This window comes from Leifsonia sp. 563 (assembly GCF_040545055.1).
In the GTDB taxonomy this organism is placed as follows: Bacteria; Actinomycetota; Actinomycetes; order Actinomycetales; family Microbacteriaceae; genus Leifsonia.
On sequence record NZ_JBEPLE010000001.1, the window covers coordinates 1382417 to 1408740 of the forward strand.

Below are 26324 nucleotides of genomic sequence, written 5' to 3' on the forward strand. Positions count from 1 at the left end.
ATGCCATGTCTAAGCACACCGCTGTCGCCACGCTCCACACTAACTACGGAGACATCAAGGTCAACCTCTTCGGCAACCACGCGCCGAAGACGGTGCGGAACTTCGTCGGGCTGGCGACGGGCGAGATCGAGTGGACGCACCCCGCCACGGGCGAGAAGTCGAAGACTCCTCTCTACGACGGCGTGGTCTTCCACCGCATCATCCCGGGCTTCATGATCCAGGGCGGCGACCCGCTCGGACAGGGCGTCGGCGGACCGGGCTACCAGTTCGACGACGAGATCAGCCCAGACCTCGACTTCACGCAGCCGTACATCCTGGCCATGGCGAACGCCGGCATCCAGGGCGGCCGCGGTACCAACGGCTCGCAGTTCTTCATCACCGTCGCGCCGACCACCTGGCTGCAGGGCAAGCACACCATCTTCGGCGAGGTCGCTGACGACGCGTCGCGCAAGATCGTCGACAAGCTGGCCGAGGTCCCGACGGACGCTCGCGACCGGCCGCTGGACGACGTCGTCATCGAGTCCATCGACATCGAGCAGGTCTGAGGAAGGACGGGCGAGCAGGACACATGACTCAGCCCGTCGACGCGCGCGCGAACTACTGCTACCGGCATCCCGATCGGCAGAGCTATGTGCTCTGCCAGAGGTGCGGGCGGACGATCTGCCCTGAGTGCCAGACCCCGGCTGCGGTCGGGGTCGTCTGCCCGGAGTGCATGGCGCAGCAGCGTGCCACCCACCCTCGCACGAAGCCGGCGTGGGTGACGCGGCTCACCGGTTCCGGCGCACCGGTCGTGACGTACGCGATCATCGCGGTCTGCGTGCTCGTCTTCATCGTCCAGACCCTGGGATCGCTGCTCAACCTCCCGGTCAACTCGGCCCTGGTGTACGCGGGGGCTTACTCGTACCCGAGCGGGACGTTCGGTGTGGCCTTCGAGCCGTGGCGGATGTTCACCAGCGTGTTCGCGCACGCCAACATCATCCACATCGCCCTGAACATGTACACGTTGTTCATCTTCGGGATGGCGCTCGAACCCCTGCTCGGTCGTGCGCGTTATCTCGCGCTCTTCCTGATCAGCGGGTTCGCGGGATCTCTCGGCGTTCTGCTGCTCGCGTCGCCGGTCCAGCCGGTTCTCGGAGCGTCCGGCGCCATCTTCGGTCTGTTCGGCGCATTCTTCATCATCCAGCGCCGTCTGGGCGGGAGCGCGACGCAGATGCTCGTGCTGCTGGCGATCAACCTCGGCATCGGATTCCTCCCCGGGTTCAACATCGCCTGGCAGGCGCACGTCGGCGGACTGATCGGCGGCGTCCTGGTCGGCCTCATCTACGTGGAGACCCGGCAGCCGCAGCGCCGACGCTGGCAGCTGCCGCTCCTCGTGCTGCTGTGCCTCATCTTCGTCGCCGTAAGCCTCATCCACTTCTTCGTGTAGTTCCCCACACGGCGTGGATAAGTTATCCACAGGCTTATTAACACTGTGAGGAATTACACGCCTGTAACTCTCCACAGGCTTATTAACACTGGGGAAATCACCGCGGAACGCGCGGCAACTGTTCACAGGGTGCCTGTGGACAACTGTGGAAAACACGAAGCCCGGGGCGGCTGACGCCGTCCCGGGCCCGAAAAGACACGGAGAGTCGCCGGCTACCGCCAGCGCGTGGTCATCAGGAAGCCGATGAACGCGATGCCGAAGCCGACGAGGATGTTCCATGCGCCGAGCGCGGGGATGGGGTACTGGTTCTGGCTGACGTAGAAGACGATGATCCAGATCAGGCCCAGCAGCATGAAGCCGAACATGACCGGCTTGAACCAGACGGGGTTCGGAGCCTCTTCGCCGGATGCCGCGGCGCTGCGCTCGGCGCGGACGGGGCGCTCGGTTCTGGTCTTGGACTTGCTGCGTGCCATAGCACCACAGTGTAGCGGGGAAGCTCCGGAGGACGCTGATCCCCCCGTCCGGGGGAGGGCCTGTGGACAACCGTGACGATTCTCAGCGAGGATCCCTAGAATCAGCGACGTGACTTCGAGGGAAACCCGCGCCGGACGGCCGCATCGCCGCCCGACGGTGCTCGGCGTCCTCGGCGAGCTGCTGATCACGGCGGGAGTCCTGGTCCTGCTGTTCCTCGGCTGGCAGATCTGGTGGAACAACCTCGTGCTGGCCGGCCAGCAGACGAACGCGGCGGCGCAGCAGAGCCAGAAGTGGATCGACGACGCAGTGAAGGCGCCGAAGCCCACGCCCGACACCTCCACCGCTCAGGTCGATCCGCCCGTGATGGCGAAGCCCGCTCCGTATCAGCCGTTCGCGGTCATCTATGTTCCGCGCCTCGGCCCGGACTGGAAGCGCACCATCCGTCAGACCGTCGATGTCGAGCGCGTGCTCAACAGCTACACCGCGGGGGTCGGCCACTACATCGACACGCAGCTGCCCGGTCAGGTCGGCAACTTCGCCGTCGCCGGCCACGACTCGGGATGGGGCAACACCTTCATCGACCTCTCCAAGCTGCGGATCGGCGACCGGATCTACGTGCAGACCGCCGACGGCTGGTACACCTACACCTTCCGCAACTTCGAGTACGTGCAGCCCTCAGCCGTGCAAGTCCTGCTGCCCGTGCCCCGTCAGCCGCAGGCCACCCCGACCGAGCGGCTCATGACCATCACGACCTGCAATCCGCCGTTCCACGCGGGGGAGCGGCTCATCGCCTACAACGTCTTCCAGTCGTTCGCGCCGCCGCAGGACGTTCCGAGCGAGATCGCCGCCGCGGTCGGGCAGGGAGGCTGACATGTACGGAGCTCTGTGGCGCGTGCTGCCCGGTCCGGTCTGGCTGCGCATCATCCTGCTGCTCGTTCTCGTGGCCGTGGTGCTGTTCGCCTTGGTGACCTGGGTATTCCCCTGGGTGGATTCGCTCCTCGGGCCGCAGGAAGGTACCGTGGGCCCGTGACTCGCGTACTCGTCATCGACAACTACGACAGCTTCGTCTACACGCTGAACGGCTACCTGCGCGAACTCGGCGCGGAGACCGACGTCGTGCGCAACGACGACGTCGCCGTGGCCGACCTTCCGGCGAAGCTGGCCGAGTACGACGCCGTGCTCGTCTCACCCGGCCCGGGCAAGCCGGCCGACGCGGGAGTCTCCATCCCGGTCGTCGAGCAGGCGCTCCGCACCGGTCAGCCGCTGCTCGGGGTGTGCCTCGGTCACCAGGCCATCGCGGAGGCGTTCGGCGGCGTGGTCACCAACGCCGAAGAACTCATGCACGGCAAGACCTCGCAGGTCACCCACGACGACAGCGCCCTGTTCGACGGTGTCGCTCAGCCGTTCACGGCCACGCGGTACCACTCGCTGGCCGTGGTCGACGGGACGCTCCCCGAGGATCTTCACGTGACCGCGCGCACGGCCGGCGGCGTGATCATGGCCCTGCAGCACACGGATGCGCCGATCTACGGCGTCCAGTTCCACCCCGAGTCGGTGCTCACCGAGGGCGGCTACCGGATGCTCGGCAACTGGCTCGAGGTCGCCGGTCTGGCGGGCGCCGCAGAGGCATCCCGCTCACTGAACCCGCTCGTCAAGCTGGGCTGACCCAGGCGCGGACCTAGACGCGAGCCGAACCCCGCCGGCCGCTCGGACTCAACCCGAGCAGTACGTCAGGTCGACCGTGGTGCCTTGCGGCACGTCGCCCGGAGCGACCGACTGTGTGTGCACCATCGTCGCGCCCTTGTCCTGCGGGCAGCTGGGGTCTGGCTTCGGATTACCGGTCAGTCCGAGCTGCGACAGGATCCCCGTGGCGGCCTGGATGGTCTGACCGGTCAGATCGGTCAGCGTCACCTTGCCGCTCGACACATGGAGCCCGATCGCGTCGCCTTCGTGCGCCGAGGTGTTGGCGGCGGGATCCGTCTTGATCACCACGTTTGCAGGCACGCTGGCAGAGTTCTCCGAGGTCGTCGGACCGACGGTGAGACCGGCCTGCTGCAGCGCCTGCGTTGCAGCATCCACGGTCATGTTGTGGACATCCGGGACGGTGACGGTCTTCTTGCCGGTCGAGACATACAGCGTGATGGTGTCGCCCGACGCCACCACGATGCCGGCACCCGGATCCGTCCGGATCACCTGGCCCTCGGCGTAAGTGGGGCTCGCCTCGGTGACCTGCGCCCACTTCAGCTTCATGTCGTCGAGCTGCGCAGTCGCCTTGTCGAGTGTCTGGCCCGACAGGTTCGGCACCTTGTGCGACGAGTCCGGCATTGTCGTGCTCGGCGCGAGCCGCAGCACCCAGGCGAGAACGGCCACGATGACGACCGCCATGATCGCGATGCCCGCCCAGATCCAGATCACGGGTGGGCGACGCTGGGTGCGCGTCATGGTCTGGTCCTCGGCGAGCTGACGGAACGCGGCCTCCGGACCGGAGACGGCGCTCGGCGGAGCGCCGAACAGGGTCTCGGCCAGCTCGTCCTCATGCTTGCGCTTCGGGATGCGGCCTGCGGCGGCCTCTTCGAGGTCGGCTCGGAACTCCGCCACCGTCTGGTAGCGCTCGAAGCGGTCCTTCGTCATCGCCCGGGCGACGACGACATCCATCGCCGGCGACACCTTGGGGTTGATGGTGCTCGGCGGGACGGCGGTCTCGCTGACGTGCTGGTACGCGATCGCGACCGGGGTGTCACCGCGGAACGGCGGACGCCCGGTCAGCATCTCGAACAGCACCACGCCGGTCGAATACAGGTCGGTGCGGGCGTCGACGGACTCGCCCTTGGCCTGCTCCGGAGAGAAGTAACTGGCCGTGCCCAGAACCGCGGTGGTCTGCGCCACGGTCGCCGAGGAGTCGCTGATGGCCCGGGCGATGCCGAAGTCCATCACCTTCACCTGGCCGGCCTTCGTGATCATCACGTTGCCCGGCTTGATGTCGCGGTGCACGACGCCGGCGCGATGCGAGTACTCGAGGGCGGTGAGGATGCCCTCGGTGATGCGCACAGCCTCCGAGCGCTCCAGCGGGCCCTTCTTGATCAGGTCTTTGAGGAGGACGCCGTCGACGTACTCCATGACGATGAAGGGCAGCTGCGCCTCGTGGCCGTTCGGCTCGCGCACCGTCTCCTCGCCGGCGTCGAAGACACGGACGATCGTCGGGTGCGTCATGCGGGCGGCGGCCTGCGCCTCCTGCCGGAACCGGGTGCGGAACGCCGGGTCGGTCGCGAGGGACGGCTTGAGCAGTTTGATGGCCACGGTGCGGCCCAGGCGGGTGTCGGTGCCGCGATGGACGTCCGACATACCGCCCCGGCCGATGAGTTCGCCCACCTGATATCGGCCTGCGAGCAGGCGGCTATCTGGGCTCAATGCGAACTCCTTCTCGGTGACGACTCCGGCTAGTGTAGCGGGGCGATTCTGGATGTCTCCTCGGGCGTATTCGGCTGCTCAGCCGTTGCCGCCGCCGGTCCCGCCGCCGCCGGTCCCTCCTCCGGTGCCGCCGCCTCCACCGCCAGAGGTCGGCGGTGCGGCGACGACCTCGTACGACGTTGCGGGCGACTGGCTCGACTCCACCGACTCGCCGCAGAAGATCGTGTACGTCAGCTGGTACGTGGCCGCGGTGCTCGGCGACCACACCATCTTGGTGTCGTTTACCGGAGTCTGCGGCTGCCCGTTGATGTACAGGCGGCGGCCGACCAGGTTCTGCCCTGCTGGGCAGGTGGCCGAGCCGAAGTTCACCGTGATCTGCGAGTTCGGGGTGCCCTGACCCGACGGCGGCGTGGCCGAGACGGTGTCGGTCGGCGTCGGGATCGGCGCGACAGGACCGTAGACCTTCACCGAGACGGTCGAGCCCTTCGGCACCGGACCGGTCGGGTTGACCGAGTAGACCTTGTTGGCCTGGTCGTTGGTGGTCGCCGCGTTGCCCTGCGAGACGTCCGCGACCATTCCGAGACCCTGCAGCTTGTCGCGGGCCTGGTCGGCGGTGAGGCCGAGGAAGTCGCTCTCGGTGATCTGGACCGTGTTGCTGGTGGGCGTCGGGGTGGGTTTCGGCGTCGTCGGCTGCGTCTGCGTCGGAGTGTTCGACGGCGTGGGCGTCGGGGGCGCCTTGGGTGCGACGACCAGGGTGATGATCGTGCCGATCAGGACGAGCGCGAGCAGGGCGATGAGGGCGATCAGCGGCCATGTCCAGCGGCTGCGCTTGCGCTCCTCGACGGGGGCGGCGGCCTCCTCGTCGACGACGGGCGCGACGGCGGTCGCGGGGAGCACGGTGGTCGCGGCCGTCGGTGCCGCTGGCGGCTGCATCAGGACTGTCGCGGCATCGGTCATGGCCGCGCCGCCGAGGATCGCGGGCACGGACTGAGCGGCGGCGCGCACGTCGCCGCGGCGGAGCGCCTGGGCGGCACGTGCCAGGTGGGCGGCGGAGGCGGGGCGGTCGGCCGGGTTCTTGGCGATGCACGCGAAGACCAGGTTGCGAACCGGCTCCGCGACGGTGGCGGGGAGCTCCGGCGGCGCCTCGTTGATCTGCGCCATGGCGATGGCGACCTGCGACTCGCCCGTGAACGGCCGACGGCCGGCCAGGCACTCGTACGCGACGATGCCGAGCGAGTAGATGTCGGTGGTCGGCGAGGCGGGGTGACCAGACGCCTGCTCGGGCGAGAGGTACTGCACGGTGCCCATGACCTGACCGGTGGCGGTGAGCGGCACCTGGTCGGCGATGCGGGCGATGCCGAAGTCGGTGATCTTGACGCGGCCGTCGGGCGTGATGAGGAGGTTGCCCGGCTTGATGTCGCGGTGGACGAGACCGGCGGCGTGAGCGGCGTGCAGGGCGGCGGCCGTCTGAGCGACGATGTCGAGCGTCCGGTCGGTGCTGAGGACGTGCTCCCGCTCCAGGATGCTCGAGAGCGCCTCGCCGGGGACGAGCTCCATGACGAGGAAGGCGCTGCCCTCCTCCTCGCCGTAGTCGTACACGTTGGCGATGCCTTCGTGGTTGACGAGGGCGGCGTGACGCGCCTCCGCGCGGAAGCGCTCGAGGAAGCCCGGGTCGCCGAGGTACTCGTCCTTCAGGATCTTGATGGCGACGGTACGGCCGATGACGAGGTCGGTGGCCTGCCACACCTCGCCCATACCGCCGATCGCGATCCGCGACTGCAGCTCGTAACGTCCCCCGAAGGTGAGCCCTGCTGTGGGTCTCATTTATTCAGCACCGCCTCTAGTACTTTCCTCGCGATCGGAGCGGCGATGGAGTTACCCGTGCCGCTCTGACCCTGTCCACCGCCATTTTCGACAACTACAGCCACAGCGAACTCCGGGTCGTTCGCCGGCGCGAAACCGGTGAACCACAGCGAGTAGGGGTCGTCATCCCCGTTCTGCGCCGTGCCCGTCTTACCGCCGACCTGAACCCCACCTATTCTTGCATTGCTCGCCACGCCGTGATCGACGCCGTCGACCATCATCTGCTTGATGGTGTCGGCGTTCTGCTGGCTCAGCGGCTGCGAGAACTCCTTGGGCTGGAAGCTCTCCAGCGTCTGCAGATCGGGTGACCGGATGGAGTCCACCAGGTTCGGGGTCATCAGCGTGCCGCCGTTGGCGATCGCCGCCGAGACCATCGCCATCTGCAGCGGCGTCGCGCGGTCGTCCTTCTGTCCGAAGGAGCCCAGAGCGCGCTCCGCCGCGTCGGGATAGAGCGGGTACACGCTCTTCTCGACCGGGATGGGGATGCTCAACGACTGGTTGAACCCGAACTTGTCGGCCTGATCCTTGATGACCTCGGGCTTCAGCTGCATCCCGAGCTCGGCGAACGGGATGTTGCACGACAGGATCTGCGCCGTCGCGATCGAGACCGTCGCGCCCGGCCCGCAGGTCGTGAGCGAGTCGTTCTTGACGACGGTCGGGGAGTCGGGAAGTGGGAGGGAGGCCGGGTTGGGGAGCTGGCTGTCCTTCGTGTACTGCCCGGTGCCGAAGGCGGAAGCGCTCATCACCGGCTTGAACGTCGAACCGGGCGGGTTGAGGTCTCCGCCGATCGTCCGGTTGATGAGCGGGTCGCCCGGGGCGGCGAGGAGCTGGTTGTAGGTCGACTCGACTGTCTTGCCGTCGTGCGACGCCAGCGTGTTCGGGTCGTACGTGGGCTTGGACACCATCGCCAAGATCTTCCCGGTCTTGGGCTGCAGCAGCACCACGGCGCCCTGGTAGTCGCCCAGCGCATCCCACGCCGCCTGCTGCGCGACGGGGTCGATCGTCGTCTCGACCGTCGCGCCCTGCGGGTTCTTGCCGGTCAGGATGGCGTTCACGCGCTCGAAGAACTGGGAGTTCGACGAACCGCTCAGCTTGGAGTTGAGGGCGCCCTCGAGGCCGGTCGGCTCGCCGTTGATCGGGAAGAACCCGGTCACGGCCGAGTAGAGGGGACCGTTGCTGTAGACGCGCTGCCACTTGTAGACGTCGTTGGACGGCACGGACTGCGCGATCGGCTGCCCGGCGACCAGGATCGCGCCGCGCTGCGCCGAATAGCTGTCGTTCAGGGCACGTGTGTTGCGCGCATCGGCGCCCAGCGCATCCGCCTGGAACACCTGGAGGATGGAGGTGGACACCAGCAGCGCCAGGAACATCGCCAGCACGATCGTGCTGACGCGCTTGATCTCGCGGTTCATCTCAGCTCACCACCAGCCGGGGTTGGTTGCGGACGGTGTCGGACAGTCGCAGAAGCAGCGCCACGATGATCCAGTTGGCGACCAGCGACGACCCTCCTGCGGCGAGGAACGGCGTCGTCAGGCCGGTGAGGGGGATGACGCGTGTCACACCGCCGATCACGATGAAGCACTGCAGCGCCACGGTGAACGACAGGCCGACGGCGAGGAGCTTGCCGAAGTCATCCGCGCCGGCGAACCCGATGCGCAGGCCGCGCGCCACGAAGACCAGGTACAGCGCGAAGATGGCGAAGATGCCGGCGAGGCCGAGCTCCTCGCCCAGGCTCGCGATGATGTAGTCGCTCTGCGAGACGGGGGTGATCCACGGCTGGCCCTGGCCGAGCCCGGTTCCGATCAGCCCGCCGTGCGCGAGCCCGAACAGCCCCTGGACCAGCTGGAAGCTGCCGCCCTGCGCGTCGTAGACGCCCTGGGAGAAGGGCGTGAGCCAGTTCGCGAACCGGTCGTGCACGTACGGGAGCACCTGGCTGGCGACGACGGCGCCGCCGACGATGAGCAGGAGGCCGAGGATCACCCAGCTGATGCGCGCCGTGGCGACGTAGAGCATGACGAGGAACAGGCCGAAGATGAGCAGACCGGTTCCGAGGTCGCGCTGGAAGACGATGACGGCCATCGACATCAGCCAGACGATGAGGATCGGTCCGAGGTCTCGAGCGCGCGGGAATCGCATTCCGAGGAACTTCTTGCCCACCATGGAGAGCGAGTCGCGCGCCTGGACCAGGTAGCCGGCGAAGAAGATCGCGAGGCAGATCTTCGCGATCTCGCCGGGCTGGAAGCTGAACGGGCCGATTCCGATCCACACGCGGGCGCCGTAGATCTCGCGGCCGATGCCCGGGAGCATGGGCAGCAGCAGGAGCACGAGCGCGGCGAACCCGAAGAGGTAGGTGTAGCGCTGCAGGATGCGGTGGTTGCGGATGAGGACCACGACGAGGATCGCGCAGATGATCGCGATGGCGCTCCAGACGATCTGCTTGACGCCCGCGCTGTCCCATCCGGCGTCCTTGTAATGGATGTCGATGCGGTAGATCTCGGCGATGCCGATGCCGGTCAGCAGCGTCGCGATCGGCAGCAAGAACGGGTCGGCCTGCGGGGCGACGAACCGGAGCGCGATGTGCATGCCCAGCACCAGAGCCGAGAGGCCGGCCCCGAGGTAGACCAGCGTGAGATCGACGTGGCCGAGCGCGCCCAGCTGCACCAGCACGACCGCCGCCGCGTTGATCGCGCACGCGATGACGAGGAGGAACAGCTCACGGTTGCGGAGCTTCGCGGGCAGGCGCAGCCGTTTGACCGGCCCGGTCGCGTTCCGGGGCGGCGTCGCCTGCTCGCGCGCGGCCGTTCTACTGTCCGCCGGCATCGCTCAACTGCTCCACGATCGTCTTGGCCGCCGGAAGGTCGTCGGCGTTGATGGTCTGCTCCACCTGCTGTTTGTCGTACTCGGGGAGGTCGTCCACCTTCACGTCGGACTCCTCGTACAGGTGAGAGAGGCTGATGGGCCCGATGCCCTGCTGGACCCCCTGGTAGATCGCGACGTGGCGGTCCGGTGACATGCCCACGAAGTAGCGGGACTGTGTCCACTGGTAGCCGAAGAAGATGGCGAGCACGATGGCGACGACCAGCAGGATGAGGCCGATCATCCAGGTGAGCCGGCGGCGACGGACGCGACGGGCGTCCTCCTCGATCAGCTCGTCGAGGTAGTCCTCGGACTGCGGCTCGAAGTGGGTGGGGCCGGTGGCCGGGCGGATGGGATGCAGGCGCAGTCCGGGAAGGCGCGCCGCGCGGGTGGTCGGCTTCGGCTCGGTGCCGAACTGGAGCGGCGACGCGGCCGACCCGACCGTGACCGGCTCCTTGAGCACCTCGCCGCGGGACGTGTCGGCGATGTCGACGATGACCACGGTGACGTTGTCAGGGGCGCCGGCGTCGAGGCTGTGCTTCAGCAGCCGGTCGGCGACCTGCTTCGGGCCGTCCTTCGACGCGAGCGCCGCCAGCATGTCGTCGTGCTTCACCACGCCGCTCAAGCCATCGGAGCAGATCAGCCAGCGGTCGCCCGGGCGCGTGTCAAGCGTCCAGGTGTCGATCTCGGGGGACGCATCCACATCGCCCAGAACGCGCATCAGCACGGAGCGGCGGGGATGGACCATCGCCTCCTCCTCGGTGATGCGTCCGCTGTCGACCAGACGCTGCACGAAGGTGTGGTCGGTGGTGACCTGCTTCAGCTCGCCGTCGCGGTAGAGGTAGATGCGGGAGTCGCCGATGTGGGCGAACGCGATCTGGTCGCCGACGCGCACCATCGCACTGACGGTGGTGCCCATCCCGGTGAGTTCGGGATGCTCGAACACGGTCTCGGCGAGGAGCGAGTTGGCGGCGATCAACGCGGACTGCAGGGCGAACTCGGCTTCGGAGGCGGAGGCGTACTCACGGTCGGCCTCGCGGATGCGGGTGACCGCGATCGCCGAGGCGACGTCACCGCCGGCGTGACCGCCCATGCCGTCGGCGACGACGAACAGATCCCGGCCGGCGTAGCCCGAATCCTGGTTGTTCGAGCGGATCTTCCCGACGTGGGAGAGGGCCGCCGCCTTGTTCGCCGCCACCGTCTACCGCCGCAACTCGAACGTGGTCGTGCCGATCTTGATCGGCGTGTCGAGCGGGACCTGGGTCGGGACGGTCACCCGGCGGCCGTCGAGGAACGTGCCGTTGGTGGAGTCGAGATCCTGGATCATCCACTCGTCGTTCCAGAGGAGCAGGCGGGCGTGGTGGGTGGAGGTGTAGTCGTCGCGGATGACGAGGTTCGACTCGCCGGAGCGGCCGATGGTGATGGGATCGCGGCCGAGGGCGAGCTCGGTGCCGGCGCGCGGTCCGGAGGTGATGACGAGGCGGTGCGCGCTCTGGACACTGGCGTTCGTGTGGCCGCCCGCGCGGTTGGCGCCCGACGGCAGGGACGAGACCGGTGCGGACTTCATCACCGGCTCGGTCGGGCCGGCGGGTGCAGCGGCAGCGGGGGCGCTCGCCGCGGCTCCGGCCGGGAACGGCGAGGCGGGTGCGGGCTGCGCCGATTCGGGCAGCTTGCGGACACGCTGGCCGAACATGTCGCTGCGGAGTGCGTAGACGATGCCGAAGACGAAGAGCCAGAGGACCAGCAGGAAGCCGAACCGCAGCACCAGCAGGGTCAGCTCGCTCGGGTTCACGATGGGCTCCAGAAGTTGCCGACGTCGTGCCGCCGGGTGGCATCCTCCGCACGGCCACGCGGGGTGGGCGCCGCCTGGGGGAGCACGCGGAACACGATGCGGGTGCGGCCGAGGGTCACGACGGATTCGGGCTCCAGGATCGCCTTGCGCAGGGGCTCTCCGTCGAGCTTGGTTCCGTTGGTCGAGCCGAGGTCCTCCACCTGGGCGCGGCGGCCATCCCACGTGATCATGACGTGGCGACGGGAGATGCCGGTGTCGTCGACCGTGATGTCGGCGTCCGCCCCGCGCCCGACGACGGTGCGGGAGTGGGTGAGCGGGTAGTGCTTGCCGTTGATGTCGAGGACCGGGGTCCAGGCGACGTCGCCCTTCACGTTCTCGGACTCGACCTGGAGCATCCCGACCGACAGGTCCGGGTCTTCCGCGAGGTCGATGGAGATGCCGCCGGCGAACGCGTAGTGCTGGCTCGCCGCGTGCTTCTGAACGAAGTCGATCAGCTCGTCGGTGAGGGCGGCGCCCATCGATCGCATGCGCGCGTAGTCGGCGGACGACATCCGCAGCACGAAGCTGTTGGGGGCGAGGACGCGGTCGCGCGCGACCACGGCGGCCTTCGTGTCGAGTTCCTTGCGGAGCGCGCTGGTGAGCTCGACCGGCTGCAGCCCGGAGCGGAAGGTCTTCGCGAACGCGCCGTTGACGGCGCGCTCGAGCCCCCGCTCGAAGTTGTCCAGAATGCCCACAGTCTCCCGCTTCCGGCTCGATGACTACATGCATGTTAGTCGGAACCCTGGAAAAGGGACTGGCTATACGGTGAAGATCAGCCCTGCGGAGGACGCCCGGATTCGTGAACGATCCCGGCGTCGTGTTAGAGTTCCTGGGTTCGCGCGAGTGGCGGAATTGGCAGACGCGCTGGCTTCAGGTGCCAGTGCCCGCAAGGGCGTGGGGGTTCAAGTCCCCCCTCGCGCACGGACGTGAAAGGGCCGGATCGAGACATCGATCCGGCCCTTTCCGCATGTCCGGCAGGCGTGCGCGAAACCGGTCAGCTTCGCGTTTCGGGCAGGATGTCCGCGAAGTGTGCGCGCAGCTGGGCAGCCACATCGACGGTGTCGTGGTCGTAGAGCCACTGGTACTGCAGGCCGTCCCAGAGGGCGAGGAGCCAGAGCGCTTCGTGGTCGGGATCGCGGTGAGGCGGGAGGACGCCGTCGTCCGCGGCGGCCCGGAGAAGGGTCGCGAAGCCGTCGAGCGCGACGGCGAAGCGGTGCTCGAAGTAGGCGTGCGCGTCGTGGGTGCGCGGTGTCGCCTCGGAGGAGATGACGGCGTAGAGCTCGATCAGTCCGGGCTGCTCCGCCTCGTTGGTGGCGGCTCCGTCGGCGAAGCTGCGGAGGACATCGGCGGCGGATGCCCCCGCGTCCGGCGTACCGCGGTCGTCGATGCGGCGGTCGCGCTCCCGCATGACCTCGTGCAGCAGGGCGTCCTTCGAGGAGAAGTGGTGGTACAGCGCCGACTTCGAGACGCCGACACGTGTGGCGATGTCGAGGAGGCTGGTGTCGCCGTAGCCCTCCCGCGCGAACAAGGCCATGGCGCCGTCGACGATCTTCGCTCGGCGCTCCCGTCCGGTGCGGTAGCCCGTCTCAGCGGCGGACGGCTCCTCGGCGATCGGGGGGAGCGGGGGCGCAGGCGGAAGCGGATGCGTCGCCGGGTGCGTTCCAGGCTCCCGCCAGCCGAGTGGACGCGCGATCAGCTCCTGATGGCGGTCCAGGGTGGCGGCGACATCGACGCGGTCCGGAAGGTACTGCTGCAGCATCCGCAGGCCGTCCCAAGCTGCGGTCAGGCGCAGCGCCTCGTCCTCGACCGAACGGTCGGCCGCGACGAGACCGCTGCCGACGCCCGCGGTGAGGGCCTCTGCGCGCCGGGCTCGCAGCTCGGAGGCGCGGTCGCGCATCCATTCGTGCAGGGGATGCGAGGGTGCTGAGGCCTCGCCGGTCAGTGCGGCGAAGAGAGGTGCGTGACCCCGGACGGCGTCCTGTCGGTGCGCTGTGGCGGCGAACGGCAGCGCGTCGGACGGGGTCGCCGCTGCTGCTGCGGAGGCATCGAGTCGGCGGGCGACCTGGCCCAGCAGCTCCTCTTTACCGGCGAAGTGCTTCAACAGCGCGGGATGCGTGATGCCGGCCTCCGCCGCGATGTCGCGCAGCGACACGAACCGGTAGCCGTTGCGGCAGAACAGATCGGTGGCGGCGTCGAGGATCGCCTGCCGTGTCGCGGCGGCGCGGGCGAACCGTGTCCCATCGATGACCGACGTCACGTGCACCTCCCCGACCTCATCATCGTAGCCAGGTTACCGTAGCGTCGGATTTCAGTTACCACACGGTCGCTTTTGTGTGTATGCTGGCCGCCATCGTCAAAGACGACGGTACGAAAGGACTCGAGAAATGACAGAGCTGTCTCCCGCCGCGACAGCGGCGGCAACCGGGACCACCGGTATCAAGACGCCCGGCACCACGCCGGCGCGAACTCCCCGCGGCTACACGCCGGCGCTCTCGGCCGTGAACTTCGGCGTCCTCCTGGCGCTCCTCACGCCGGTGCTCGTGTCGATGGCCTTCAAGGTGCAGCACCTCAGCGCATCCACGGAGGAGGCGACGGCGCAGCTCGGGCTCGTGCTCGGCGTCGGAGCCCTGTTCGCGCTGGTGGCGAACCCGCTCGCAGGCCGGCTGTCGGACCGCACCACCTCCCGGTACGGGATGCGTCGCCCGTGGATCCTCGGCGGCAGCATCGTCGGCGTCGGCGCGTTCCTGCTGATCGGTGCGGCGACGTCCATCTGGGTCGTGCTCATCGGATGGTGCCTGGTGCAGGCGTCGCTCAACGCTGTCCTAGCAGCCGCCAACGCGACGCTTCCCGATCAGGTTCCCGCGGCCAGCCGCGGCAAGGTCTCGGGCCTCGTCGGCGTGACCACTCCTCTTGCGATCCTCGCGGGCAGCTTCCTCATCAACTTCATCGGCGACGACCTCCTGCGCTTCCTCATCCCCGGCCTCATCGCACTCGTGCTCGCGGTGATCTTCGTCGCCGTCCTCAAGGACCGCCGCCTCACCGAGAAGCCGCGGCAGAAGTTCACCGTCGGGCAGTTCTTCGGCTCATTCGTCTTCAATCCGGTCAAGCACCGCGACTTCGGCTGGACGTGGCTGACCAAGTTCTTCGTGATGTTCGGCTACGCGGGCATCGCGACCTTCCTCCCCTTCTATCTGACCGAGAAGTTCCACCTCGACGAGCAGGGCGCCATCTCGACGATCCTGCTGGCGAACCTGGCCTCCACCGTCGGCATGGTGATCTCCAGCCCCATCGGCGGCTACCTCTCCGACCGGCTCGGCAAGCGCCGCCCGTTCGTCGCGGCGGCGGGCGTCATCATGGTCGTCGGACTGGTCGTTCTCGCGTTCGCGCCGACGGTGGCGATCGTCATCCTCGCGCAGGCCGTGATCGGCCTCGGAGCCGGGTCGTTCTTCTCCGTCGACCTCGCCCTCGCCACCCAGGTGCTGCCGAGCCCCGACGACACGGCCAAGGATCTCGGCGTGCTCAACATCGCCAACGCCCTTCCGCAGTCGATCGCTCCCGCCATCGCACCGGGGATCATCGCCCTCGGCTCGGCCACCGCGATCGGCGGTTACTCGGTGTGGTACCTCTTCGGCGCCCTCATCGCACTGCTCGGCGCCGTGCTCGTCTACCGGATCAAAGGAGTGAAATGACCGACACCGCCACGGACACCGCCATCGCCACCCGCCCTTGGCTGGACGCGCAGCGTCCCGTCGCCGAGCGCGTGGAGCTGCTGCTCGCCGAGATGACCCTCGAGGAGAAGGCCGGCCTCTTCTTCCACACCATGATCGGGATGGGACCGCTCGACGAGCCGAACCCGACGTTCTCGCTCCCCTCCGCGGTGGAGTATGTGGAGCGCCGGCACATGTCGCACTTCAACCTGCTCGGCGTCGCGCCGACCGGGCGGGAGATCGCGGAATGGCACAACGCTCTGCAGCGGCTGGCCGCATCCACTCGGCTCGGGATCCCCGTGACCCTGTCCACGGACCCGCGGCACTCCTTCACCGACAACCCCGGGACCGCGATGCTGTCCGGGCCGTTCTCGCAGTGGCCGGAGCCGCTCGGGCTCGCGGCGATCCGCGACGAGGACACGGTCGAGCGTTTCGCGGACATCGCACGCCAGGAGTACCTGGCGGTCGGGCTCCGCGTGGCACTCCACCCGCAGGTCGACCTGGCCACGGAACCGCGCTGGTCGCGCCAGGCGGCGACCTTCGGCGAGGATGCCGAGCTCACCTCCCGCCTGGGCGCCGCATACGTCCGCGGTTTCCAGGGCCGATCGTTCGGCGCAGGATCCGTGTCGACCATGACGAAGCACTTCCCGGGCGGCGGTCCGCAGAAGGACGGGGAGGACCCGCATTTCGCCCACGGACGCGAGCAGGTCTATCCCGGCGACGCCTTCGAGCTGCACCTCCGGCCGTTCGAGGCGCTCATCGAGGCGGGCACGCGCCAGATGATGCCCTATTACGGGATGCCGGTCGGGACCGCGTACGAAGAGGTGGGATTCGGCTTCAACCGGTCGGTCATCACCGGTCTGCTCCGCGAGCGCTTGGGATTCGACGGGCTCGTGTGCACGGACTGGGGACTGATCACCGATGCCGAGATCTTCGGCCAGCCGTTCCCCGCGCGGGCCTGGGGTGTGGAGCACCTGACGCCGCGCGAGCGGATGAAGAAGATCATCGACGCCGGCGCCGACCAGTTCGGGGGAGAGGCGTGCCCGGAGCTGCTGATCGACCTGGTCGAGTCCGGCGATGTCCCCGAGTCGCGGATCGACGAGTCGGCGCGGCGCATCCTGCGTGAGAAGTTCGCGCTCGGACTCTTCGAATCGAGCCTGGTCGACGCGGAGGCCGCCGACGCGATCGTCGGGAAGGACGACTTCCGTGCCGAGGGTGAGAAGGCGCAGCGCGCATCCATCACCCTGCTGGTCAACGGTCACGATGGTGAGCCGGTGCTGCCGCTGCGCGGGCGGCCGCGGCTCTACGTCGAGGGCATCGACGCTGAACGCGCTGCAGCCTATGGCGATGTCGTCGCGACGCCTGACGACGCCGACGTGATCGTGGTGCGGCTGCAGGCGCCGTACGAGGAGCGTCCGACGGTGTTCGAGAGCCTGTTCCACTCGGGGTCACTGGAGTTCCCCGCCGAGGTCGTCGACCATGTGCGGGAACTCGCCGAGCACGCGCCGACGATCGTCGACGTATACGCCGACCGGCCGGCGATCCTCGAGTCCCTGGTGGATGCGGCCAGCGCTCTGACCGTCAACTGGGGCGCAAGCGCCGAAGCGCTGCTCGATGTGCTCACCGGCCGGTTCTCGCCGCAGGGGTCGCTGCCGTTCGACCTGCCGCGCTCGATGCGCGCCGTGGAGGAGTCGCGACCTGATGTGCCGTTCGACACCGCCGATCCGCTGTTCCGGTTCGGCGACGGGCTGCGTTACTGACGCGACCGCGTCGCACGCCCTGCCCGAGCGGGACCCCCATCTTCCCGGGGGTCCCGCTTTCGTGTGCCGGGCTACCGGAGGGTCACCGAGTTGGCCTGGTCGTTCATGCTGCCGAGCGACGACGCGTTGACGGCGTAGCCGTAGGACGCACCCGTGTACGCCGTGCCCTGCCACAGCTTGGTGGTGCATCCGGAGAAGCTCTTGAACGAGCTGACCCGGCCCGACCAGCCGACGTTCCCGAGCGGGCCGAAGTACCAGGTGGTGCTTCCGTTGCAGGCGCTCGAGTTGGTGACCTGGAAGAAGGAACCGCCGTACCCGGCGTCGTCGAAGAGCTGGCTCTGCACGAAGGTGGCGCGCACACCCTCGGGAAGGAGGCGGGCGGCGGGTGCGGCGTCGGTGGCGGCGACCGGCCAGCTCGGCGGCGTGACCACCAGCAGGTGGGTCTGCTCCAGCACGGCCCGGTTGAGATCCTCGCCGGCATCCACACACACCAGCGTGCGCGTGCCCAGGTCGTATGAGCAGGACTGCGCGGGTGGCTCGGCAGCGGCAGCGGGCGCGGCCGTCACGAACGTCGCCGCGATGGCCGCCGCCGCTGCCAGGACCGACGCCGCATGGCGCGCGAAAACAGACGATCTCTTCATCGACTTTCCCCCGAAGCGGATACTGCCCGGCCCCCTGCCGAGCACGCCAATTCTGCCCCACCGAGGTCGCGGCCGACCGATTTCGAGATTCGTTGAGAGGATTCGGCGGGGGGACACATTTCCTGGATATGAGCGAGTTGGCCGAGCCGCACCGTGCGGCGGATGCGGGGGAGGAGTCCGTTCCGACGGACCTCGACCTGCTGCGGCGACTCGCCGACGGCAGCAAGGCTGCGCTCGCCGCCCTCTACGACCGGTACAGCCGCGTCGTCTACGCCTACACCGCCGCGCGCCTCGAACCCCGCGAGGATGTGGAGGAGATCAGCCAGGACGTGTTCGTCACCCTCTGGCGCAAACGGGCGACCATCACCATCGTCGGCGAGTCGGTCCTTCCCTGGCTGCTCGTCACCAGCCGCAACCTGATCGCCAACCGCCGCCGCTCTCTCCAGGTGGCGGAGAAGCGCCGAAGCGACAGCCCCGTCGACGGATCACTCGCCGACGCCCGCCCGGGGCCGGAGGAGCTCGCCGAACGCGGCCAGCTGCTCGCCTACGTCGAATCCGTGGTCGCCGCGCTCACCGAGCCCGACCGCACCGTGTTCGAGCTGTGCATCCGAGGCGATCACAGCTATGAGGAGGCTGCCCGCCAGGTGGGCCTGAGCGAGGGCGCCATCCGCAACCGCCTCTCCCGGCTCCGCGGGCGCCTCCGGAACGAACTCCGCACCCTCAGGGGGATGCCATGACCAATCACGACCTCCTGCCCACCGACGAGCGCTTCGAACAGATCAAGGCGAACCTGTTCGAGACCATCGCCGTCGACGACCGCCGCCGGACCCGGAAGCACCGCATCATCGCCATCGGAGTGGCCGGCGCCATCGTCGCCGGGACCACGGCCGGCGCGATCGCTGTCGCCCTCGCCTCCCAGGGCCAGATCAACAACGTCACCGACTGCTACGCGGCCGCCGACCTGAACTCCCGTCACGGCACGTCGGTGATGGTGACCGCCGACCTGGACGAGAAGACGCCCAACCCGCTCGATGCGCGCATCCGCCTCGCCGAGGACATGTGCGCGGCCACCTGGCGCACCGGCGTGTTCTCACCGGAAGGGTCGTCCAGCACGGCGGAGTATCCGGTGCCCCACCTGGAGACCTGCCAGCTGCCCGACGGGCGACTGGCCGTGTTCCCCTCCGACCAGGCCCTCAGCGAGCTGTGCTCGCGGCTGGGCCTCACGATCCCGCGCGAGTGATGAGAAGGGGTACTCCACCACGCGCGGGAGAAGGGACGGTGCCCGCCGCATCAGACGCCTGGGGGAAGGCGGCGGCGGGCACCTCCCGATCTCATATCCGGAGAACGACGAACCGAAGTCAGACGAAGAAGGAGACGCCATGAAGATCATCGACCCGGCCGCGCTGGAACTGCCGCCCACGGAGCCCATCGACATGACCGCACTCATCCAGCAAGCCCTCGCCGGCGAGGGCTGAGGGGTCGGCACGCAGCGCTCCGCTGAGCGTCAGCCGAGCGCGAAGTCGACGGCCGCAGCGGCGTGCAATGCCGTGGTCGGGAACGTCGGCACGGCCGAGTCCTCCGGCCGCACCAGCAGCTCGATCTCGGTACAGCCCAGGATGACGCCCTCCGCGCCGCTCGCGATCAGCCCGGCGATCGCCTCCCGGTAGACGGCTCGGGAGGCGTCGGTGACCACACCGAGGACGAGCTCGTCGTAGATGATCCCGTCCAGGATGGCCTGCGTCTCCTCGGGCGGCACGATCACCTCGAGGCCGTGCGACTCCAAGCGCTCGCGGTAGAACGGCTCGCGCATGGTGAACCGCGTGCCCAGGAGCGCGACGCGGTGGACGCCGGCCTTGATGACGGCCGCAGCCGTGACGTCGGCCAGATGCAGCAGCGGGATGCCGACGGCCGCCTGCACCCGGTCGGCGACCTTGTGCATGGTGTTCGTGCAGATCACGACGCAGGAAGCGCCCGCGCGTTCGAGCCGGATCGCCTCCTCGGCCAGGATGTCACCGGCGCGCTCCCAGTCGCCGGACGACTGCAGCCTCTCGATGTCGGCGAAGTCGACCGAGATCATCACCAGATCGGCCGAGTGCAGTCCGCCGAGCCGTTCGCGCACCCCCTCGTTGATCGCCTGGTAGTAGAGAGCGGAGCTCTCCCAGCTCATGCCTCCGAGCAACCCGATCCGCTTCATGGCGTACCTCTTCTATACGGCCTTGTTGAACCCGGTCACCGGCTGGCTCTCGTCGAACGCGGCGACCGGGCGACGGAAACCGCGCGTCAGGAACAGGAGGTAGGCGAAGCCGATCACTGCCCAGGCGATGCCGCCGATCAGCGCGTCGGCGTGGAGGTTCACCCACAGGATTCCCGTGAGCACCGTCCCGATCGCCGGGAGCACGATGAACCGCACGATGTCCTTCGCCGTGCGACGGCGTCCCTTGCGGATCGCGAACCAGGCGATCACCGAGATGTTGACGAAGGTGAAGGCGATCAGGGCGCCGAAGTTGATGAAAGCGGAGATCAGCTCGAGCGAGAACGCCATCGCCAGCAGCGAGATCACGCCGACCAGCACGATGTTGAAGATGGGCGTCTGCGTCTTCGGGCTGATGTACCCGAAGAAGCGGCGGGGGAGGACGTTGTTCCGTCCCATGACCAGCAGCATCCGGCTGACGGACGCGTGCGACGCGAGTCCGGACGCCATGGTGGCGCAGAAGCCGGCGGAGACGAAGATGGCCTGGAACACCGGGCCGCCGACGATCCGGCCGATCTGCGGCAGCGGGTCGTCCGTGAATTCGCCGAACGGCGCATTGGTCGGGAAGCGGAGCTGGGTGAAGTAGGCGGCGACCAGGAAGATCGCGCCGCCGATGATGACGGTGAAGAGGATGGCGCGCGGCATGATCTTCGGCGTCTTGGCCTCCTCCGCGTACATCGTCACCGCGTCGAAGCCGATGAACGAGAAGCAGACGACCGTCGCTCCGGTGAGGACCGCGCCGAGTGTGACCCCATCGTGCACGAACGGCTTGACCGAGGCGACCGTGCCGTCACCGGCGCCGCCGGCGAGCTGGACGACGACCATCACGACGAAAACGGTCATCACAGCGATCGCGAAGACGAGCAGGATCATGTTGACGTTCGAGGTGCCGCGCATCGTCACGGCGATGAGAGTGGTGACACCCGCGCAGTACGCGACCACCCAGATCCATCCGGGGACGGCGGGGAACAGCTGCTCCAGGTACAGCCGGATGATGAGGCAGTTCACCATCGGGAGCAGCACGTAGTCGACGAGCGAGGTCCAGCCGACCATGAATCCCAGGTTCGGGTGGATGGACTCGCGCACGTACGTGTAGGCGGAGCCGGCGCTCGGGATGGCGCCCGCCATCTTGCCGTAACTGATCGCCGTGAACATCATCACGACGAGCGCGACGAGGTAGGCGGCCGGGACGACGCCGTTCGTCTGCCCGGAGACGATGCCGAACGTGTCGAAGACGACCGTCGGCGTCATGTAGCCGAGACCGAGACCGACGATGGCCCACAGCCCGAGGCTGCGCCGCAGCGACGCGCCCTTCGCGGTCGTCGTCGGCAGGGTGGTCGTCACGGGCGTCTCCTTCGGTACCGGTTCTGACTGCCCCTCGACGTTAGCTGATTCCGCCGCCCGGCTCGGAACTCGCGCCCGGGGATGCGATGCTGGCAGGGACGAAGGGAACGAGCAGTGGACGACAACGCGTTCTTCGAGCGGGCGATCCTCGCCTCGGCCGCCGGCCCGGGCGACGACGACGCCATCCGGCAGCTGGGCGAGCTGTTCAGCGCGGACGAGCTGGCGGCCTGGAAGGCCTCCCGCACGGCGGCGACGCGCGTCACCGTCCCCGTGGGCCACGACGACGAGGGCGATCGCTACTGGGCCGACTGGGGCGATTTCGGCATCCGGGGGACATCGCCGACGTCGTACGAGGAGGCCATCGCGGACCTCGCCGGCCACGTCCGTTCCTGGGCCGAGGCGCCGGATGACGGTGAGCACGCGCTCGGTCGCACGGATGCGGTGCGGGCGCTCGCCGCGGAGGTGGCGGCGCTCGACGACGACGCGCTGCGCACCTACCTGCTCGTCCGCGCCTCCTTCGACCGAGGCCACCTGACGTTCGGCATCGCCGACTTCGTCGAGGAGGACGGCACCACGACGCAGCGTGCCGTCCCGCTCGACGAGGGGCGGCCGCCGGCCGAGATCGACCTTCCGGTGGACGGCCAGATGAAGACGTATCAGAGCAGCGTCCGCGGCGACCGGGCCGCGTTCTCGCCCGTCGGATCGGGCCCGAGCATCGTGGACACGCTGCGCCAGGAGGATCCCACCGGCGACTTCGACGCCGAATTCCCCCGGCCGGACCTGCGGCCGAGGGAGCCCGAACTGTGAAGCCGGAGGTGGCGCTCGCCGAGCTCACCGCTGTCCGAACGCTCGACGGCCCGCGCATCCGGCTGGTGCCCCTCGGACCGGAGCACCTCGACGACGTCTGGTCCGGGCTCGACGACGCCGAGAACCTCCGCCTGACGGGGACGCGCGCCGAGTTCACCGAGGAGGTCATCGCCGCGCACCTTGCACGGATCGGCGCCGCCCCGGACCGCGCGGACTGGGCGATCCTCGACAGGGCCACCGATCGCTTCCTGGGCGAGATCGTGCTCAACGAGCTCGACGAGGACAACGCATCCATGAACACGCGCATCGCGTTGGCACCCGGGCAACCCGGCCGCGGGTACGGCACGGAGGCGATGACCGTCGTGCTCGATCACGCCTTCGCGGAGATCGGGCTGCACCGCGTCCAACTCGACGTGTACGCGTTCAACCCGCGGGCGCTGCGGTCGTACGAGAAGGCCGGATTCGTGGTGGAGGGCCGCCAGCGCGACACCCTGTTCTGGGACGGCGAGTGGACCGACTCCATCCTCATGAGCGTGCTCCACACCGACCCGCGACCGACGTTCCGCTGAGCGCGTCCGGCGTCCGGTCCGGGGCCAGCCCGTTGACAGCGGCTGCGCACGCGGGCACTATCGCGTCCAGGCCAGCGGAGCCGGCGGCCGGCGAGGGAGGTGTGCGTGGTGACGTGCGAGGTGGAGGCGCGAGAGCTGTCCCACGCCATCGCCGCGCATGAACTCGAGGTGCACGTCCAGCCGCAGATCGACCTGGCGACGGGTGAGATCGTCGCCGTCGAAGGTCTCAGCCGCTGGACGCATCCCACCCGCGGTCCCATCCCTCCCGCAGAGTTCGTGGCGCTCGCCGAGGCCAGCGGAACCATCCACGAGCTGGGCCTGTTCGCGTTGCGCGAGTGCTGCCGCATCGGCCGCGATTGGCGCGAGCGCGGCTACCAGCTCGCCATCGCCGTCAACGTCTCGCCCCTGCAGCTCGAGACCGACCGCTTCTTCGACGAGTTGGAACGTCAGCTCGCCGAGTCGGGGCTTCCTCCCGCCGACCTCATCGTCGAGGTCACGGAAGCCGAGCGCATCGAGGACTACGCGGTCGTCGCCGGGCGCCTCGACATCGTGCAGCAGTGGGGGGTCACCGTGTCGATCGACGATTTCGGCGCGGGACACTCGTCGATCGAACGGGCGGTCGGCGTCCACGCGCGTGAGCTCAAGCTGGATCGCAGCCTCGTCGCGCGGGGAGACTGGGACGCCGTCGGCGACGCGGTGGCGATGGCCCAGGACAGCGGGATGCGGGTCGTCGCCGAGGGCATCGAGACCCGCGAACAGCTGGAGCAGATCCGGACCTCCGGATGCGACCGCGCCCAGGGCTACTACATCGCACGTCCGTGTCCTCCCGATGACCTCGGTGACCGTCTGGGTACATTCGTGCGCTAAATTCATTGTGTACTCGCCGCGAAGCGGCCCAGCCATCCGAAGGAGAGTGCGGTGCGGCCCATTGCTGCGGACGACCTGCCCTGCGCTCTCGTCGAGGTGGACGGAGACGGCCGCATCCAGGACGCCAACGAGCTCTTCGTCACCTGGACCGGCCTCTCGATGTCCGAGCTGAACGGCCGGTCGTTCAGCTCGCTGCGCATCCGGATCCCCGGGGTCGACGGCCGCGACGACGGCCTCGTCCGGTTGGCGCACGTGGACGGGTCGTCGAGAGCCGTCATGGTCGGCCGCCGCCCCTCGGAGACCGGTGAGCTGCTGACGCTGGTGGATGCGACCGAGCGCGCCGAGCACGAGCAGGAGATGGTGCGCTCGCACACCCTCCAGGAACGTACGCGCAACCGACTCGAGCTCATCATCGACTCGTCGATCGCCTTCTCGGCCGCGACGGACGAGCAGTCGCTGGTCGACATCCTCGCGTCGACCGTCGCCAAGGCGTACCAGGCGGAGCAGTCCGCGGTATTCCTGATCGACGAGCTCGAGATGTTCACGCAGGCCTCCGGCAGCAACCCGCTGCGCTCTCTGGAGCAGACCGGATCGCTGGTGACGCAGGCCTCGCAGCTCCGCCGGGTGGTCGCGCTCAGCGGCGCGGCGGCCGCGGACGAGATCGCCCCGGTGCTCGGGCAGGCCATGCGCGACGCGGGCGTGCACGCCGTCCTGGTGGCGCCCATCCAGCACGACGACGTGCTCTTCGGGCTGTTCGCCGCCTTCTTCCTCCACCCGCGGCAGTTCGACTCCGAGGCGGCACCGCTCGCCGACGCGCTGGCCGGACAGGCGGCGCAGGCGATCACCACCCTGCGGCTGCAGCGGCAGCTCGAGCACGCCGCCATGCACGACGAGACGACCGGGCTGCCGAACCGCCGACGCCTGGAGACGCAGCTGATCGAATACCAGCAGTCGGCCTCCTCACTCGTCGCCACGCTGTTCATCGACCTGGACGGGTTCAAGCGCGTGAACGACGCCCTCGGCCACCACACGGGCGACCTGCTGCTCCGGGAGGTCGGGCTGCGGCTGCAGGCGGCCGTCCGTCAGGAGGACCTGGTGGCCCGCTACGGCGGCGACGAGTTCGTGGTGGTCTGCGAGGTGCCGGAGGTGGCGGCCGCCGAAGACGTGGCCGACCGCATCCGCCGTTCCATCGAGCAGCCGTTCCAGGACATCCCGGAGGGCTTCCCGATCAGTGCGAGCATCGGCATGTCGCTCGCGCGCACCCAGGACCCCGGGTGGAACCCGGACCGGCTGATCCGCGAGGCCGACCACGCGATGTACTCGGCGAAGAACGCCGGGGGCAACCGCGTCGTGGGTGCCACTGTCGCCTGACCGGATCCGCCGCGTGACCGACTGCGTCAGCGGTCGTCAGAAGCGTCGGCGTCCTCGCGCACCCGACGGGCCTCGTCGATGAGTGCCTCCTCCTTGTCCGCCGACTTCTCGCTGAGCCGGGTGTCGCGCGGCGGCAACTGGATGGTCTCCTCGGCCTCCATGCCCGCCTGCAACTCGCGCCCGCGCTCGGTCTCGGCGTCGAACTCCGCGCCGAACAGCAGCGCCAGGTTCGCGATCCAGACCCACAGCAGGAAGACGATCACCCCGGCGAGCGGGCCGTAGGTCTTCTCGTAGTTGGCGAACGTCGCGACGTAGAACGCGAACAGGAACGTGGCGACGGCGAGCACGACGATCGCGATGATCGCGCCCATGCTGATCCAACGGAACTTGGGCTGACGGGCGTTCGGAGCCGCGTAGTACAGGATCGCGATGATCAGGACGACGATGATCAAGAGCAGCGGCCACTTCGCGATCTCCCAGGCGATCCGCGGGGCGGAGCCGAGACCGAGGGCGTCTCCGACGGCGCGCGTGACCGGTCCGGAGACCACCAGAATGAGCGCGACGATGGTCACGAGCACGACGGTGATCACCGTCACGAGCAGTTGCTGCGGCTTGAGCTTCCAGAACGGACGGCCCTCGTCGATCTCGTAGATGCGGTTCATCGCTCGGGAGAACGCGCCGACGTATCCGGAGGCGGACCAGATCGCGAGCACGATGCCGGCGACCAGGGCGAAACCGGAGGCGGGCGAGTTCACGGCGTTCTCGATCGGACCGCGCAGCAGCTGGGCGGTCGAGCCCGGCGCGACGCCCGTGATGATGCCGAGCATCGCATCCGTCGCCGACTTGCCCTGCCCGAGCACGCCGAGTAGCGAGACCAGGGCGATCAGCCCGGGGAAGAGCGAGAGGATGCCGTAGTAGGTCAAGGATGCGGCGATGTCGGTGCACTTGTCGGTGCTGAACTCGCGGAAGGTGCGCTTGAGCACCAGCTTCCACGATGATCCTTCGAGGTGGGGAGGGCTGTCCGGCTTGCGGGAGTCTTCGGGGGAGGGGGCATCGGCCAGGCGTTTGCTGGCCCCGACGTCGCTCATCGTGCTGGTCCTCTCGGTTGCGCGTCGCTGACGGGGAAGGGTGACGGGAGAAAAGAGAAGC

26 protein-coding genes and 1 tRNA gene are annotated in these 26324 nt (G+C 68.6%); 14 read left to right on the forward strand and 13 right to left on the reverse strand.

Going from position 1 to position 26324, the window contains the following annotated elements:
* The first annotated feature begins 5 nt into the window (after positions 1-5).
* On the forward strand, positions 6-545 hold the full coding sequence (locus ABIC47_RS06730) for a peptidylprolyl isomerase (RefSeq protein ID WP_018189046.1): 540 nt from the start codon (positions 6-8) through the stop codon (positions 543-545).
* Between the two features lie 23 nt (positions 546-568).
* Entirely contained in the window at positions 569-1426 is an 858-nt protein-coding gene (locus tag ABIC47_RS06735; protein WP_354478543.1) for a rhomboid family intramembrane serine protease, read from the forward strand.
* 212 nt (positions 1427-1638) lie between these two features.
* On the opposite strand, the gene ABIC47_RS06740 is transcribed toward ABIC47_RS06735, so the two are convergent.
* Positions 1639-1899: a cell division protein CrgA gene (locus ABIC47_RS06740; RefSeq protein WP_018189048.1), complete on the reverse strand. Its 261-nt coding sequence runs from the start codon at positions 1897-1899 to the stop codon at positions 1639-1641.
* A gap of 109 nt (positions 1900-2008) precedes the next feature.
* On the opposite strand from ABIC47_RS06740, the gene ABIC47_RS06745 reads away from it, so the two are divergent.
* Genes ABIC47_RS06745 through ABIC47_RS06755 form a run of 3 tightly spaced genes read left to right on the forward strand, consistent with a single transcriptional unit; the run spans position 2009 to position 3565 of the window.
* A complete protein-coding gene (locus ABIC47_RS06745; RefSeq protein ID WP_231371155.1) occupies positions 2009-2770 on the forward strand; it encodes a class E sortase in 762 nt (253 codons plus the stop codon).
* 1 nt (position 2771) lies between these two features.
* Entirely contained in the window at positions 2772-2930 is a 159-nt protein-coding gene (locus ABIC47_RS06750) for a hypothetical protein (RefSeq protein ID WP_018189050.1), read from the forward strand.
* Entirely contained in the window at positions 2927-3565 is a 639-nt protein-coding gene (locus ABIC47_RS06755; protein ID WP_354478548.1) for an anthranilate synthase component II, read from the forward strand. Before ABIC47_RS06750 ends, ABIC47_RS06755 begins: the two co-directional genes overlap by 4 nt.
* Positions 3566-3613: 48 nt before the next feature.
* Here ABIC47_RS06755 and pknB read toward each other — a convergent pair whose 3' ends face one another.
* From pknB to ABIC47_RS06790, 7 genes are all read right to left on the reverse strand, one after another.
* On the reverse strand, positions 3614-5308 hold the full coding sequence (gene pknB, locus ABIC47_RS06760; RefSeq protein WP_354478551.1) for a Stk1 family PASTA domain-containing Ser/Thr kinase: 1695 nt from the start codon (positions 5306-5308) through the stop codon (positions 3614-3616).
* Positions 5309-5386: 78 nt separating this feature from the next.
* A complete protein-coding gene (locus tag ABIC47_RS06765; RefSeq protein ID WP_354478554.1) occupies positions 5387-7132 on the reverse strand; it encodes a serine/threonine-protein kinase in 1746 nt (581 codons plus the stop codon).
* A complete protein-coding gene (locus ABIC47_RS06770) occupies positions 7129-8583 on the reverse strand; it encodes a peptidoglycan D,D-transpeptidase FtsI family protein (RefSeq protein ID WP_354478557.1) in 1455 nt (484 codons plus the stop codon). Before ABIC47_RS06770 ends, ABIC47_RS06765 begins: the two co-directional genes overlap by 4 nt.
* A gap of 1 nt (position 8584) precedes the next feature.
* Positions 8585-9991 carry an FtsW/RodA/SpoVE family cell cycle protein gene (locus ABIC47_RS06775; RefSeq protein WP_018189055.1) on the reverse strand — a complete coding sequence of 469 codons (1407 nt, stop codon included), beginning with the start codon at positions 9989-9991 and terminating at the stop codon, positions 8585-8587.
* Entirely contained in the window at positions 9975-11225 is a 1251-nt protein-coding gene (locus tag ABIC47_RS06780) for a Stp1/IreP family PP2C-type Ser/Thr phosphatase (protein WP_018189056.1), read from the reverse strand. Before ABIC47_RS06780 ends, ABIC47_RS06775 begins: the two co-directional genes overlap by 17 nt.
* Before the next feature lie 3 nt (positions 11226-11228).
* Positions 11229-11819: an FHA domain-containing protein FhaB/FipA gene (locus tag ABIC47_RS06785; protein ID WP_018189057.1), complete on the reverse strand. Its 591-nt coding sequence runs from the start codon at positions 11817-11819 to the stop codon at positions 11229-11231.
* A complete protein-coding gene (locus ABIC47_RS06790) occupies positions 11816-12553 on the reverse strand; it encodes an FHA domain-containing protein (RefSeq protein ID WP_354478562.1) in 738 nt (245 codons plus the stop codon). Before ABIC47_RS06790 ends, ABIC47_RS06785 begins: the two co-directional genes overlap by 4 nt.
* 142 nt (positions 12554-12695) lie before the next feature.
* On the opposite strand from ABIC47_RS06790, the gene ABIC47_RS06795 reads away from it, so the two are divergent.
* Positions 12696-12779 (forward strand) — tRNA-Leu (locus ABIC47_RS06795).
* Between the two features lie 73 nt (positions 12780-12852).
* On the opposite strand, the gene ABIC47_RS06800 is transcribed toward ABIC47_RS06795, so the two are convergent.
* Entirely contained in the window at positions 12853-14121 is a 1269-nt protein-coding gene (locus tag ABIC47_RS06800; protein WP_502910221.1) for a TetR/AcrR family transcriptional regulator, read from the reverse strand.
* Between the two features lie 121 nt (positions 14122-14242).
* On the opposite strand from ABIC47_RS06800, the gene ABIC47_RS06805 reads away from it, so the two are divergent.
* Positions 14243-15547 (forward strand): MFS transporter, encoded by a 1305-nt coding sequence (locus ABIC47_RS06805; protein WP_020076163.1) that lies wholly within the window; start codon positions 14243-14245, stop codon positions 15545-15547.
* Positions 15544-17325: a glycoside hydrolase family 3 protein gene (locus ABIC47_RS06810; protein ID WP_354478569.1), complete on the forward strand. Its 1782-nt coding sequence runs from the start codon at positions 15544-15546 to the stop codon at positions 17323-17325. The genes ABIC47_RS06805 and ABIC47_RS06810 overlap by 4 nt, the downstream gene beginning before the upstream one ends.
* A 71-nt stretch (positions 17326-17396) precedes the next feature.
* Here ABIC47_RS06810 and ABIC47_RS06815 read toward each other — a convergent pair whose 3' ends face one another.
* Positions 17397-17966 carry a hypothetical protein gene (locus ABIC47_RS06815; RefSeq protein WP_354478572.1) on the reverse strand — a complete coding sequence of 190 codons (570 nt, stop codon included), beginning with the start codon at positions 17964-17966 and terminating at the stop codon, positions 17397-17399.
* 128 nt (positions 17967-18094) lie between these two features.
* Here ABIC47_RS06815 and ABIC47_RS06820 point away from each other — a divergent pair, with 128 nt between their 5' ends.
* Together ABIC47_RS06820 and ABIC47_RS06825 are read left to right on the forward strand one after the other, a co-directional pair.
* Positions 18095-18703, forward strand: a complete 609-nt coding sequence (locus ABIC47_RS06820) for an RNA polymerase sigma factor (RefSeq protein ID WP_354478575.1) — start codon at positions 18095-18097, stop codon at positions 18701-18703.
* A complete protein-coding gene (locus ABIC47_RS06825; protein ID WP_018189064.1) occupies positions 18700-19206 on the forward strand; it encodes a hypothetical protein in 507 nt (168 codons plus the stop codon). The genes ABIC47_RS06820 and ABIC47_RS06825 overlap by 4 nt, the downstream gene beginning before the upstream one ends.
* Before the next feature lie 264 nt (positions 19207-19470).
* Here ABIC47_RS06825 and ABIC47_RS06830 read toward each other — a convergent pair whose 3' ends face one another.
* Positions 19471-20160 (reverse strand): aspartate/glutamate racemase family protein, encoded by a 690-nt coding sequence (locus tag ABIC47_RS06830; protein ID WP_354478578.1) that lies wholly within the window; start codon positions 20158-20160, stop codon positions 19471-19473.
* A gap of 12 nt (positions 20161-20172) precedes the next feature.
* Positions 20173-21561, reverse strand: a complete 1389-nt coding sequence (locus tag ABIC47_RS06835) for an APC family permease (protein WP_354478581.1) — start codon at positions 21559-21561, stop codon at positions 20173-20175.
* Positions 21562-21675: 114 nt separating this feature from the next.
* Here ABIC47_RS06835 and ABIC47_RS06840 point away from each other — a divergent pair, with 114 nt between their 5' ends.
* From ABIC47_RS06840 to ABIC47_RS06855, 4 genes are all read left to right on the forward strand, one after another.
* The gene (locus tag ABIC47_RS06840) at positions 21676-22368 is read left to right on the forward strand and encodes a hypothetical protein (protein ID WP_354478583.1); all 693 of its coding nucleotides are present in this window, start codon (positions 21676-21678) and stop codon (positions 22366-22368) included.
* The gene (locus ABIC47_RS06845) at positions 22365-22937 is read left to right on the forward strand and encodes a GNAT family N-acetyltransferase (protein WP_018189077.1); all 573 of its coding nucleotides are present in this window, start codon (positions 22365-22367) and stop codon (positions 22935-22937) included. The genes ABIC47_RS06840 and ABIC47_RS06845 overlap by 4 nt, the downstream gene beginning before the upstream one ends.
* A gap of 105 nt (positions 22938-23042) precedes the next feature.
* The gene (locus ABIC47_RS06850; protein WP_018189078.1) at positions 23043-23804 is read left to right on the forward strand and encodes an EAL domain-containing protein; all 762 of its coding nucleotides are present in this window, start codon (positions 23043-23045) and stop codon (positions 23802-23804) included.
* Between the two features lie 51 nt (positions 23805-23855).
* Positions 23856-25175, forward strand: coding sequence for a GGDEF domain-containing protein (locus ABIC47_RS06855; protein ID WP_354478588.1), 1320 nt, complete (start codon positions 23856-23858; stop codon positions 25173-25175).
* 26 nt (positions 25176-25201) lie between these two features.
* Here the strand turns inward: ABIC47_RS06855 and ABIC47_RS06860 are convergent, their stop codons facing one another.
* Complete coding sequence (locus ABIC47_RS06860; RefSeq protein WP_354478591.1) at positions 25202-26263, reverse strand: YihY/virulence factor BrkB family protein; 1062 nt, start codon at positions 26261-26263, stop codon at positions 25202-25204.
* Positions 26264-26324: the final 61 nt, after the last annotated feature.